General features: G+C 39.1%; 15 protein-coding genes. 9 read left to right on the forward strand and 6 right to left on the reverse strand.

Going from position 1 to position 12,999, the window contains the following annotated elements:
• Positions 1–213: hypothetical protein (locus CRYPD_RS05845; RefSeq protein WP_138146662.1), on the reverse strand; the 213-nt coding region annotated here is incomplete at its 3' end.
• 464 nt (positions 214–677) lie between these two features.
• On the opposite strand from CRYPD_RS05845, the gene CRYPD_RS08075 reads away from it, so the two are divergent.
• Positions 678–827, forward strand: a complete 150-nt coding sequence (locus tag CRYPD_RS08075) for a hypothetical protein (protein WP_171004357.1) — start codon at positions 678–680, stop codon at positions 825–827.
• Between the two features lie 113 nt (positions 828–940).
• Here the strand turns inward: CRYPD_RS08075 and CRYPD_RS05850 are convergent, their stop codons facing one another.
• The 4 genes from CRYPD_RS05850 to CRYPD_RS05865 all read right to left on the reverse strand — a co-directional run bounded on the left by CRYPD_RS05850 (position 941) and on the right by CRYPD_RS05865 (position 3,091).
• A complete protein-coding gene (locus CRYPD_RS05850) occupies positions 941–1,183 on the reverse strand; it encodes a glutaredoxin domain-containing protein (protein WP_138146663.1) in 243 nt (80 codons plus the stop codon).
• Entirely contained in the window at positions 1,180–2,250 is a 1,071-nt protein-coding gene (gene leuB / locus CRYPD_RS05855; RefSeq protein ID WP_138146664.1) for a 3-isopropylmalate dehydrogenase, read from the reverse strand. Before leuB ends, CRYPD_RS05850 begins: the two co-directional genes overlap by 4 nt.
• On the reverse strand, positions 2,250–2,420 hold the full coding sequence (locus CRYPD_RS05860; protein WP_138146665.1) for a rubredoxin: 171 nt from the start codon (positions 2,418–2,420) through the stop codon (positions 2,250–2,252). Before CRYPD_RS05860 ends, leuB begins: the two co-directional genes overlap by 1 nt.
• Before the next feature lie 71 nt (positions 2,421–2,491).
• Positions 2,492–3,091, reverse strand: coding sequence for a peroxiredoxin (locus CRYPD_RS05865; RefSeq protein WP_138146666.1), 600 nt, complete (start codon positions 3,089–3,091; stop codon positions 2,492–2,494).
• A gap of 109 nt (positions 3,092–3,200) precedes the next feature.
• Here CRYPD_RS05865 and cysS point away from each other — a divergent pair, with 109 nt between their 5' ends.
• The 4 genes from cysS to CRYPD_RS05885 are packed head-to-tail and all read left to right on the forward strand — an operon-like array spanning position 3,201 to position 6,199.
• Positions 3,201–4,589, forward strand: coding sequence for a cysteine--tRNA ligase (cysS, locus tag CRYPD_RS05870; RefSeq protein ID WP_138146667.1), 1,389 nt, complete (start codon positions 3,201–3,203; stop codon positions 4,587–4,589).
• A complete protein-coding gene (yrfG, locus tag CRYPD_RS05875; RefSeq protein ID WP_138146668.1) occupies positions 4,574–5,275 on the forward strand; it encodes a GMP/IMP nucleotidase in 702 nt (233 codons plus the stop codon). Before cysS ends, yrfG begins: the two co-directional genes overlap by 16 nt.
• Before the next feature lie 5 nt (positions 5,276–5,280).
• Positions 5,281–5,754 carry a metallophosphoesterase family protein gene (locus CRYPD_RS05880; protein WP_138146669.1) on the forward strand — a complete coding sequence of 158 codons (474 nt, stop codon included), beginning with the start codon at positions 5,281–5,283 and terminating at the stop codon, positions 5,752–5,754.
• A gap of 4 nt (positions 5,755–5,758) precedes the next feature.
• Positions 5,759–6,199, forward strand: coding sequence for a GNAT family N-acetyltransferase (locus CRYPD_RS05885; protein WP_171004358.1), 441 nt, complete (start codon positions 5,759–5,761; stop codon positions 6,197–6,199).
• Here CRYPD_RS05885 and CRYPD_RS05890 read toward each other — a convergent pair.
• On the reverse strand, positions 6,142–6,324 hold the full coding sequence (locus CRYPD_RS05890; protein ID WP_138146671.1) for a hypothetical protein: 183 nt from the start codon (positions 6,322–6,324) through the stop codon (positions 6,142–6,144). The two genes, CRYPD_RS05885 and CRYPD_RS05890, sit on opposite strands and share 58 nt — an antisense overlap.
• A 209-nt stretch (positions 6,325–6,533) precedes the next feature.
• On the opposite strand from CRYPD_RS05890, the gene CRYPD_RS05895 reads away from it, so the two are divergent.
• The 4 genes from CRYPD_RS05895 to CRYPD_RS05910 all read left to right on the forward strand — a co-directional run bounded on the left by CRYPD_RS05895 (position 6,534) and on the right by CRYPD_RS05910 (position 12,806).
• The gene (locus CRYPD_RS05895; protein ID WP_138146672.1) at positions 6,534–8,084 is read left to right on the forward strand and encodes a M15 family metallopeptidase; all 1,551 of its coding nucleotides are present in this window, start codon (positions 6,534–6,536) and stop codon (positions 8,082–8,084) included.
• A gap of 166 nt (positions 8,085–8,250) precedes the next feature.
• Positions 8,251–9,495: a 6-phosphofructokinase gene (locus CRYPD_RS05900; protein ID WP_138146673.1), complete on the forward strand. Its 1,245-nt coding sequence runs from the start codon at positions 8,251–8,253 to the stop codon at positions 9,493–9,495.
• Between the two features lie 91 nt (positions 9,496–9,586).
• The gene (locus CRYPD_RS05905; RefSeq protein ID WP_138146674.1) at positions 9,587–10,747 is read left to right on the forward strand and encodes a hypothetical protein; all 1,161 of its coding nucleotides are present in this window, start codon (positions 9,587–9,589) and stop codon (positions 10,745–10,747) included.
• Positions 10,748–10,808: 61 nt separating this feature from the next.
• Positions 10,809–12,806: a sodium-translocating pyrophosphatase gene (locus CRYPD_RS05910; protein WP_138146675.1), complete on the forward strand. Its 1,998-nt coding sequence runs from the start codon at positions 10,809–10,811 to the stop codon at positions 12,804–12,806.
• Positions 12,807–12,999 lie beyond the last annotated feature (193 nt).

The raw sequence follows: 12,999 nt of genomic DNA on the forward strand, positions 1-12,999 counted from the left end.
TTCGTTGTATTCGGTATTAAGGTCTAGGTAGGCTTGTTTATTAAACTGATTAACATCGCCAGCAGAGGTAACATTAAGGGATAGGGTTAAAGCGCTAAAGGCTAAGAAGTGCTTGAGTTTGTTTAGTACACTAAAGTGTCCTTTCGAAATATGGGTAATTAGGTTGATGGTATTGTTGTAAGTTGTACAGATATTTCTTATTAGTGCTTTCATGTCTTAATTTATCCTTGATCTTAAAAAGTTTTGTTACATTATATAGTAAGAATTTTGCATAAGTCAAACTTTTAAAAAAAAGTCAAATTCTTTTAAAAAAATGTGATTATGAGACCTTTGCATAAATATGGATGATTAGTAGAATTCAATTTTTGTCAAATTGAGACCACTGCATTAATCTATTACAACTTATAAAACACATAAAATAGCACCTTTTTACCCAAAAACTATACAGCAATCCTTGTAGGATGGCAAATAACTGGCTATTCTCCTCATTTTTGGATAAAAATGCACTATTTTTTTATATTCCCTAAGTTGTAATGGATTAATGCAGTGGCCTCCTTTAAGAAAACAAGACAACAAACAACGCTCATCCATTCGCTATCTTGTTGAGCGTACTTTTGGCTTACTTAAACTTCATCATGGTTTATGCAAAAGTCTCATATAGAGACCTTTGCATAAATATGAATAATCATCAAAAATCCACTTTTCACCCGCTTGGCGATTTTTTAAACCCAGCCTTAGCCCTGCTAGGACAAGGTTTAATAAAATCACCAGTCTGGCAAAAATTGAATTTTGCTAATCATCCCTATTTATGCAAAGGTCTCATATAATAACAAAGCAAAAAAAAATTAGAAAGCTTTATTTAATTGATACTGTCCTTTTTCATATTGGCAATAAAAAGAAATAGCTGGAAATTTTTGCAGTATATAAGGTTTTTTTATCTCTATGTATCGAAAAAACCATCCATATGCAACTCGGTTAAGTTACTAAAGCCGCCGATATGTTTATCGTCAATAATAATCTGTGGCACCATTCTAGCACCGTTAGTAATCTTTGAAAACTCTGCCATCAACGCACGATCCTCATCAATCATTTTTTGCTCAAAAGGCAAATTCCATTTATTTAACAATGTCTTAGTCTTGACGCAAATCGGACAAGTATTGGTAGAATAAACCACGATTTTCATACCAACGCCTCCACCACTAAATCGCCCATTTTGCTGGTGCCGACAACGCTATCGCCCTGTGCTGCAATATCTTGTGTCCGATAGCCTTTATCCAGCACGGTGTTTACTGCCGTCTCAATCTTATCTGCCAAATCTGCTTGATTAAGCGAATAACGCAACATCAACGCAACGGAAAGAATAGTCGCCAATGGGTTGGCAATATCTTTGCCTGCAATATCAGGCGCACTGCCATGAATTGGTTCATACATACCAAAGCCGTCTTTATTAAGTGATGCCGATGGTAGCATCCCGATTGAGCCTGTCAGCATCGCCGCACAATCGCTCAACACATCGCCAAACAAATTACTGGTTACCATTACATCAAACTGCTTTGGCGCTTTGACCAGCTGCATGGCAGCATTGTCCACATACATATGCGAAAGCACCACATCGGGATAATCTTTAGCCACATTTTCCATCGTTTCACGCCATAATTCACACACTTCTAGCACATTTGCCTTGTCAACTGAACAAACTCGCTTGCCTCGAATCTGGGCAATTTTAAACGCTGAATGACCTATACGCCTAATCTCTGATTCAAAATAAGTCGCCGTATTAAAGCCATATTTTTCACCATTTCGCTCTTCAATACCACGAGGCTCTCCGAAATAAATCCCTGCCACCAATTCACGCACAATCATCAAATTCAGCCCAGAAACTACCTCTTCTTTCAGTGTCGAAGCACTGGCAAGTTGCGGGTATAAAATCGCAGGGCGAAGGTTCGAAAACAAATCCAACTCAGCACGCAACCCTAACAACCCCCGCTCTGGACGCAAATCCCGTTCTAGTTTTTCCCATTGATAGCCACCCACAGCGCCCAGCAAAATAGAATCACACTCACGCACAGCATCTAGTGTGGCTTGTGGCAATGGCGAGCCCGTCTCATCGTAAGCCGTGCCACCCACCAAACCATGCACCAATTCCATATCAAGCGCATTGTTTGTATTTAAAAAATCAATTACTTTTAACGCTTGAGCAATAATCTCCTGCCCAATACCGTCGCCCGGCAATATTAATACTTTTGACATTAAACCTCAACCATATCAAATTGCTCTTTAGTTGCGCCACAATCAGGACAAACCCAATCTTCAGGCACATCTTCCCATTTTGTGTTTGGTGCAATTCCTTCTTTTTCTGAGCCTTTTGCTTCGTCATAAACCCAGTCGCAGATTGTGCATCTTAATTTTTTATATTGCATATTTTTCCTCCAATAAGCGCTGTATTAAAAAAGGGGAGCAACCTGCTCCCCTTCATCAAACAGCAATCTATTTATAGATTGTCAGCATTTTTAGCCAAATATTCAGCCACACCTGCTGGGGTATCTTTCATGCCTTCGTCGCCTTTGCTCCAGCCAGCAGGGCAAACTTCGCCATGTGTGGTGTGAAACTCAAGGGCATCAACCATTCGTAACATTTCATCCACATCTCTACCCAATGGCAAATCGTTCACCACTTGATGACGAACCACAAAATCTTCATCAATTAAAAATGAGGCACGCAATGCGATACCTGCTGGATGAACAACGCCATAGGCTTCCATAATTGAGTGGTTAACATCAGCCACTAATGGAAAATCAACCTTACCCAGTCCACCGTCTTTAGTATCTGTATTACGCCATGCGTTATGGGTAAATTGCGAATCAATCGATACGCCGACCACTTCAACACCTTTTTCTGCAAATTGTGCCATGCGATGGTGGTGCGCTAAAATCTCTGATGGGCAAACAAAAGTAAAGTCCAGCGGATAAAAGAAAAGCATAATTTTCTTGCCTTTAAGGCTAGAAAGTGAAAAGTTATCTACGATTGATCCGTCTGCTAATACTGCTGCAGAAGTAAAGTCTGGTGCTTGTTGTGTTACTAAAACGCTCATATCTTTTTCCTAAATTTAAATGATGAAAGGATTAATTATACAGCCATATATACCTTTAAATCATATAAAAAATAAGGACTTGCTTAAAATACCAAGTAAAATACCCCAAATGCTTAAAATCTACAATACACTCAGCAAACAAAAAGAAGTTTTCCGCCCAATTGACCCCGACAAAATAGGTATGTATGTATGCGGTATGACGGTTTATGATTACTGCCACATGGGTCATGCACGGGTGCTGGTTATGTTTGATGTTATCACTCGCCATTTGCGTCGCCATTTTCCCAATGTTGAATATGTGCGTAATATTACCGATATTGACGATAAAATCATCCAGCGTGCCATTGAAAATGAAGAGGATATTTATACACTGACCAACCGTTTTATCGAGGCGATGCATGAAGATGAGCGCGCACTTAGCATCTTGCCACCCGATATTGAACCACGCGCCACCGATGCCATTGAGCAAATGTTTTATATGATTGAATCTTTGATTAAAAAAGGCATTGCTTATCAAGGTAAAAGTGGCGATGTATATTATTCAGTGCGTAAATTTAAAGATTATGGCAAACTGAGCGGTAAAAACCTCGATGAACTTGAAGCAGGTGCTAGAGTTGATGTGGAAACAGACAAAAAAGACCCCTTAGATTTTGTGCTTTGGAAAATGGCAAAACCGAGCGAACCCAGTTGGGCATCCCCTTGGGGTGAAGGTCGCCCTGGTTGGCATATTGAATGTTCAGCAATGTCATGCACACACCTTGGTAAGCATTTTGATATTCATGGTGGTGGTATGGATTTAGCGTTTCCACATCATGAAAATGAGATTGCACAATCTGAGGGTGCTAACGACTGCACTTTTGTTAATACTTGGATGCATATAGGCTTTGTCAACATCAATGATGAGAAAATGAGCAAATCACTAAATAATTTTTTCACCATTCGTGGCGTGTTGGAAAATTATGATGGTGAATCACTGCGTTACTTTATTATGAGTTCACATTATCGCTCTCCGCTGAACTTTTCAAACGAAAACTTAGACCTTGCCAAAACCGCCTTAACCCGACTATACACAGCAATGCGTGGACTGCAAGCCTCAGAATCGGCAATGACAGAAGTCTCACAACGCTTTGATTTTGAAGCACGAATAACGGCAGCCTTAGATGATGACTTTAATACCCCAATTGCACTCAGTATCTTATTTGAATTGGCCAAAACTGCGAATGCCGAGCGTGAAAAAGACCAAAATCAAGCAAATGCCTTAGGTCAATTATTAAAAAAACTCGGCGGCTATCTCGGTATTTTGCAAATGAATACAGAGGAATTTCTTAAGCAAGGCGTGTCTCTATCTGACGAAGAAATTGATCAAAAAATTAAGCAACGAAATGAAGCACGAGCCAACAAAAAGTTTGCCATATCCGACCAAATTAGAGACCAATTAGCCGAACTAGGCATTATTTTAGAAGACAGTGCAGGTGTAACAACATGGCGCAAAAAATAAAATTCAAAAGCCCAGTTTCTGAACAAATCAATTGGACAGAGATTGACACCATTCTGCTGGATATGGATGGCACACTGCTGGATTTGAACTTTGATTTGCATTTTTGGATGGAATATATACCCTTGATTTTTGCCAATAAACACGACCTAACGCATGATGAAGCCAAGGATAAACTTTTCCCTATTTTCAGAGCTGAAGAAGGGAAATTGCATTGGTATTGCTTAGATTATTGGCAAGAAAAATTACAACTTGATATTGCCAAACTCAAAGAAGATGTTGCACATTTGATTCAAATCCATCCTTTTGTGTTGGAATTTTTAACCCAAGCCAAAATCCATAAAAAACGCATTTATTTAGTAACAAACGCCCATAGGAAAACCATTCAACTGAAAATGCAAATAACCAATTTGGCTTCTTATTTTGATGACATTATTTCTTCTCATGATTATAATTTTGCCAAAGAAAAACAAGAATTTTGGCACAAATTAGAAAATGAAATTAAATTTGATAAAGTAAAAAGCATTTTCTTTGACGATTCAGCATCTGTCTTAAAATCTGCCAAACAATACGGTATCGGCACAGTCGTTGCCATTAGCAAACCCAGTTCTAAAGTGGATGCTAAAAAAATTGAAGGTTTTATTAACATTGAAACCTTTGAGCACGCACTAATCAATCTAAAACATTAATGAAAATGAAAATTGGCATCTTATCGGACTCTCATGGCTGGATTCATCCTGAAATTATCAGCTTAATGAACAGTTGTGATCAAATAATTCATGCTGGAGATATTATAGAACAACAAACCTTAGAGGTGTTTACCACGCCACTAACCGCAGTGAGAGGCAATAATGACGCACACCTTAAATTTGCTGATATTGAAATATTTGAACTTCTTGGTGGCACATTAGCGGTAGAACACGGACATAAACATGGGTGGAAAACGCCATCCCATGACTCTTTGCGAAAAGCCCACGCCAAAGCAAAAATAGTAATTTATGGACACACGCACAAACAAATAATTGACAAAACTGCCACACCTTGGGTCATTAACCCCGGTGCATCAGGTGCAGTGCGTAATGGTGGCAGTTCTAAATGCTTAATCCTCACTATTAATGAAGCACAAAAATGGGAAATTACACCCCATCATTTTGCCAACAGAGAATAAATCAATGCATACAATAATTCAACCTAGTAACCCTAAACAAGCCAAAGAAATAGCAATATTATTACAAAAATCAATTACTGAGCTTTGTGGTCCAGATTATGACAATAACAAAACCATTGTGAGCGATTGGTTAGAAAATAAAACAGAGGCGAACATTGTAAAATGGATTAAAAATAACGACACTTATGCAATCTCTGCCTTCCTTGAAAATAAAATAGTCGGCTTTGGTTTGTTTACAATTAATGGAAAAATACTACTCCTTTATGTTTTGCCAAAATTTAAAGGTAAATACATTGGCAAGTCTTTATATCTTTATATTGAAAAACTGTTATTGCACAAAGGCGTTAAAAGAGTTATTGCATACAGCACGATAACAGCAAAACCATTCTATCTAAAAATAGGCTTTAAACAATTTAAAAACCCTATGAGACCTTTGCATAAATAGGGATGATTAGCAAAATTCAATTTTTTCCAGATTGGTGATTTTCTTAAACCTTGTCCTAGCAGGGCTAAGGCTGGGTTTAAAAAATTGCCAAGCGGGTGAAAAGTGGATTTTTGATGATTATTCATATTTATGCAAAGGTCTCCCTATTAAGGTAGGTAATTTTACTGTAGAATTCCCGCTTGAAAAGAACATTACCATGGAGCTTTTATAGAAACATAGGTAATTATTTTTACTCTCAAAGGATTGCTGTGTAGTGCCAACCAGATTAGTAAAGTAGATTTTTGATGGTTGCATGCATTCCTACAAAGGCCTTTCCACTAACCAATAACGAGATATGAAACAAAAAATAAGCCAACAGATACTAATTTTTATCATTGGATTGCTATCAACAGCAGTCTTTGCCACAACAAATATGAACAATGTTCATCAATTACCCGTTCAAGGATTCTCTCTCTTTGATAAAATTCAAAAAACGAAAAAAACCTCTACTTTAACAGTCAGCTATAAAGATTATAATGGTGAAATCCACAAAGATGGGATTCTCGAAGTCCCTACTGCCCTTACCAATCAAGTAAAAAAATTATTTGACAATCTGTTGACCAGTGGTTTTCTTTTTCAAGAAATCAAGCCTCTGTCGCACTATAGTAGCATTCTTACGGCAATGAAAAGCAACGCTACTTTTTTCTTTGGAACCCGTGCGGGGGAAATATGGTTAATTGTTAATCCAGTCAACAATCCGCTGATTATCCGTAATGCTGAAAATAAGAATAAAAAACTTACATATGCCCATACATTTGCTGACACAACACCTAACAATACATTAGTAATATTTCCTGCCGCAGGTGTCCTATCAGTAAATGTAAATCAAACTGCTGCTACTGGAAAACTCACGCCAAAAATACTGGATGTATTCTCCAAATATAATTTTTCTCAGGCTTTGCAAGTGGATAAAAACCCTAATCAACTGTTTTTTGGTTTAATGGGTTATCAGTATAACGCACCCTCCTTGCCCCCTAAAAAGATTAAATTTTCTGATGTGTCTTCAATCGAACCAATATTCTCTTACGAGCCACTACCAGATAATGTGAAAAAAGCACTAATTGCCAATGGATCTTGGGAAAAAGGCTGTCCAGTTAGTTTAGAAAGGCTTAATTATGTCCAATTCGGTTATTATGGTTATGATGGAAATATTGCCCAAGGGGTGTTGGTAACGGCCGATGTTATTGCCCCCAATATTTTAACAATTTTTAAAAACTTTTTTAAAAACAAAGTTGCGGTTGAAGCAACAGGTGGCGGAAAAACTAGTGGCACTAGTATGTTTATGTGTCGAAAAATCACTGGTGAATCTGGATTTTCACTCCATTCTTATGGCACTGCACTTGATCTTAGTTACTATCGAAACCCTTATGTAGGTGAATATAAACACATTAAAAGTAGCGATGGCACATCAGCAACAGGTGTGATTGTTATCCCAGATAGTAAGTTAATCTTTTTGGATCGCAATCAACATATAGAGGGGTTTAATGAAGTCCATGTGGATTATATGCGTTCACAAGGTTTGTCTGAATGGGGCGGTCATTGGCTTAGTCGCACTGATTATATGCACTTTCAAGCCAGTCCATTTTTCTCATACTTGTTTCCTCTCCTTGATTACAAGAGCGGCAGAATCTTATTAACTCTGGAGAAAAGTGCAGACCGAATTTTGCATAAGTTTTCTATTGAAAGCACAGAGATAGCCAAATGGTCATTAATGGCGCAACTTTATCCCGAAAATTTTGCACAGATGTTTGTCAAAAATATCGCCCAATTTGAGGTGTTAGGCGAGGACAAATTTTACCGAATGCTTTATATAGAGCTTCAAGTGAAAATGAATAAAAAATTCTGATTGAAGGTCTAATACTAAAACGCTAAAAACATTTTTTTTTAATTAGACCTGTGCTTTTGTACCCCCTTTTTTTTTATAAAAAATGATATTTTGCTTGATTATTCATAATGACTAAAAGTCTCACTGTATAATTAGTGGTTTTTTTATAAGTCAAAAGGATACAATAATGAAGAATGCTTTTTATGCACAATCTGGTGGTGTAACAGCCGTAATTAACGCATCTGCTTGTGGTGTGATTGAAACTGCACGCAAACACTCAGACAAAATTGGCACGGTTTACGCAGGTCAAAACGGCATCATTGGTGCATTAACCGAGAATCTAATTGACACTTCTAAAGAATCTGATGCGGATATTTCAGCACTCAAGCACACGCCTTCCGGCGGCTTTGGTTCGTGCCGTTATAAAATGAAATCTTTGGAAGATAATAAAGCGGAATACGAAAGATTAATTGAAGTATTTAAAGCACACGATATTGGCTATTTTTTCTACAATGGTGGTGGCGATTCAGCCGATACTTGTTTAAAGGTTTCTCAATTATCTGAGTCTATGGGCTATCCAATTCAAGCAATTCATGTGCCAAAAACAGTTGATAACGATTTACCAGTAACCGACAATTGCCCAGGATTTGGTTCTGTTGCGAAATATATTGCCGTTTCTACTATGGAAGCAAGTTTTGATGTAGCTTCTATGTGTGCTACTTCAACCAAAATTTTCGTTTTAGAAGTGATGGGTCGTCATGCTGGCTGGATTGCAGCAGCAGGTGGCTTGGTTGACGATTCAATTCCAGTAGTAATTTTGTTCCCAGAAGTAGATTTTGATGAGAAAAAATTCTTAGCCAAAGTTGATGCCAATGTTAAAGAATTTGGTTATTGCACAATTGTGGTTTCTGAAGGTACAAAATGGGCAGACGGCCGTTTCCTTGCTGAACAAGGCACTCGTGATGACTTTGGTCACGCACAACTCGGTGGTGCAGCACCCGTAGTTGCTAACTTAATTAAAGACGCATTGGGGCATAAATACCACTGGGCAGTAGCAGACTATTTACAGCGTGCAGCACGCCACTTGTCTTCTAAATCTGATGTTGAACAAGCTTATGCATTAGGTGAAGCAGCAGTAAACTTAGCAATGGAAGGCAAAAATTCAGTTATGCCTGCGGTAATTAGAACCTCAAATAACCCTTATACTTGGGAAATTGGCATGGGTGAATTAAAAGACATTGCGAATGTTGAAAAAATGATGCCAATGGACTATATTTCTGATGATGGCTTTGGTATTACCGATGCCTGTCGTGAATATTTACAGCCACTTATCGAAGGCGAAGATTACCCACCATACAAAAATGGCTTGCCAGATTATGTGGTGATGAAAAAAGAAATGGTAGAGAAGAAATTACCACCATTTGAAGTTTAATTTCAATTTAGGCTCAAAGAGGGTTTATGTTACGCAAGTGGCATAAACCTTTTTTTATTGAGACCTTTACATAAATAAGGAGTAAAACAATATGTCAATTGGCCCAAGAGAAATTAGCGTCCCCTTTCGTCCTATCCCACTCGATGTCCCTGAGGGAATGAAGCCAAATGAGTTTTTTAATTCACCTGAAAACTTAGCGGATTTAACCAATAATAACGGCTTATTAACCAATGCTGAAGACTTACTACTTTATAGAAAAGCGTTAGGGCACTCTAATGAATTTGATTGTTCTATTATTTATAACACCTCGCAAAGCATCTTAAACCCCCTAGGTCGCCCAGTACGCCGTACGCAGCTGCCTAACAATGTTAGAAAGGTTTGGAATCGTATGAACCAAATTGTGATTGCTTTTATGCTAGAACACTACCCCGACCCTGAGAAACATCTTGTTTTAGCGGGTGAGGCTTCGCTTGATTCTACTTGGCCAATTACCTCCCCTGGCGTGCCAAGTATTCGTATGTTGCATAATCACTTTATTGTATTTGACAAACAACAACTTAAAGATGCCAAAGTAGCGGATACAAATAACCCAAACTTAACCGATGGCGGACAACATTCTTTATTTGCCGCTTATATGCAGGATGTTTATGTAGAGTTTTTGTCCTCACTTGACTTGAAAATACTAAAACCCATTGTTGGCGAAGCCTCTGGATTGTCCTTAACTGGATACCCACAGGGATTACCTAGCTGGGAAATCAGCGGTGGCATTGGTAGCTTGAAAAATATCGATTTTTGGAAAGAGTATGATTTAGTGCTCAAGGGTTTCTTAGATTTTTACCGCACTTTTTTTGCCCAAGTATCAAGTCGCAATTCTGGCGTGCCAGATAACGCCTATTTTACTAAAGAGATTGAAAAAACGCTGTTGTTTAATAACTGCTTTTTATCAGCAGCAAAAAAAGTCAGAGACCAGTGCATTGCAGATGCCAGATACGCAACTTCTATTCGCTGGCAACCCGCATTTAAACAACTTATCTATCGTGATGACCAAGGCAGATTAGTGGTTACCATCTCGCAGAACTCAATCGGCAACGCCATTACTGAGCTTTTAGGCGTGGTGGTAAAACGCACGCCAGATGCAAAGGGTTATGAAAAATCTGAGCCTGCACTGATTGAAAAATTGCTCAAACTCCGCTCAAGATTGGTTGAAGCAGATTTAGGTCACGGCATCAAAACTAAGTATTGGGATAAATAATACTTTCCCTTTATAAATAATTAAGCTATAATTCCCTTCAATTACTATCAAGGGGGAAGTAATGGATACACTATCAATGTCAATTGGCGTTTCAATCATCGCCGTTATATACGGTTTAATTACCATTAGTTGGATTAACAAACAGCCCGCTGGCTCGGATAAAATGAGGGAAATTTCCGATGCCATCGCAGAAGGGGCAAAAGCCTATCTCAATCGTCAATATTCAACGATTGGTGTAGTTGGTGGGGTTTTGTTTATTATTATCACCTATTTTCTCGGCGTACCAGTTGGTATCGGGTTCTTGATTGGCGCAGTATTATCAGGTGCCACGGGCTATATTGGTATGAATGTATCGGTAAAATCAAACTCTCGCACCGCCGAGGCGGCTAAAAATGGTATAAACGCCGCCTTCCAAGTTGCCTTCAAAGGCGGTGCAATAACAGGTATGCTGGTTGTTGGTTTGGCACTTCTAGGTGTTTCTGGATTTTATGCTGGTTTATTGGCTTTTGACATTGAACAAAAAGAGGCGTTACACGCACTCATCGGGCTTGCTTTTGGTGGCTCATTGATTTCAATCTTCGCACGATTAGGTGGCGGTATCTTTACCAAAGGTGCAGATGTTGGTGCAGATATTGTTGGCAAAGTTGAAGCTGGCATCCCCGAAGATGACCCACGCAATCCTGCTGTGATTGCTGACAATGTGGGTGACAATGTAGGCGACTGTGCAGGTATGGCAGCCGACTTATTTGAAACTTACGCCGTTACTATTATTGCAACAATGATGTTGGCTGGTGTTTTGAACCTAGGCGAGAATGCAATTCTGTATCCATTAGCCTTAGGTGCAGTCTCAATTATTGCCTCAATTATCGGCACTTTCTTTGTCAAAGTATCCGAAGGTGGTTCTATTATGGGTGCACTTTACAAAGGTTTGATTGTCTCTGCAGTATTGGCAGGTATTGCCTTTTATTTCATCACCGATAATATGAGTATGAGTATGAATTTATTCTATGCATCGCTCATTGGTCTAGTGTTAACGGCAGTGATGGTCGTGGTTACCGAATACTATACTTCAACTGAGCATTCACCCGTGCAACACATCGCCGAAGCTTCACTGACAGGCGACGGTACTAATGTTATTGCTGGGCTAGGCTTATCAATGAAATCCACTGCATTGCCAGTTTTGGCAGTATGTGCCAGTATTTGGGGTGCACACACATTAGGTGGCTTATACGGCATTGCCATTGCTGCAACAGCAATGCTATCAATGACTGGCGTTATCGTTGCCTTAGATGCATACGGTCCAATTACTGATAATGCAGGCGGTATTGCTGAAATGGCAGAACTACCCGAAGAAATTCGTAACATTACCGACCCACTAGATGCGGTTGGTAATACCACTAAAGCAGTGACCAAGGGTTATGCAATCGGCTCTGCTGGTCTTGCGGCCTTGGTGTTGTTCACTGACTTTACACATGAATTAGGGCAATTAGCCCAATTCAAAGACATTGCCTTTGATTTGTCAAATCACAAAGTGATTATTGGTCTATTCTTAGGTGGTTTAGTGCCTTATTTATTTGGTGCAATGGCAATGGAGGCAGTGGGTCGTGCGGCCGGCGGTATCGTCAATGAAGTGCGCAGACAATTCAAAGAAATGCCGGGCATTATGGATTACACACAAAAACCCGACTATTCTAAGGCCGTAGATATGCTCACCCAAGCCGCTATTAAAGAAATGATTGTGCCTTCCCTCCTGCCTATCTTATTCCCAATAGCCGTTGGCTTATTATTAGGTGCTGAAGCACTAGGCGGGTTATTAATTGGCTCTATTGCTACAGGTATCTTTGTTGCTATCTCCATGACCACTGGTGGTGGTGCATGGGACAATGCCAAAAAATACATTGAAGATGGACATTGTGGCGGTAAAGGATCCGATGCGCATAAAGCGGCAATCACGGGGGATACTGTAGGCGACCCTTATAAAGACACAGCAGGCCCTGCCATTAATCCACTCATCAAGATTATGAATATTGTAGCAATTATGATTATTCCACTGCTATAATAAAAAATCATTCTCAATAAAAAAGGTGCTTACGCACCTTTTTTATTTTCTAGAAAATCTAAAAACTCTTGAATTCGCACATTAAGTGCAATTTCTCCTAAGCCGTTAATAAATCAACAGCCTTTCCTAAAAATAACTCAACTGGTTGTTTCCCACCTCGTGTTTTTCGAGGTCTTGTGTTGAGTCGCTTCAT

The sequence above is a fragment of the Bathymodiolus heckerae thiotrophic gill symbiont genome, from assembly GCF_900180345.1.
Lineage (GTDB): Bacteria > Pseudomonadota > Gammaproteobacteria > PS1 > Pseudothioglobaceae > Thiodubiliella.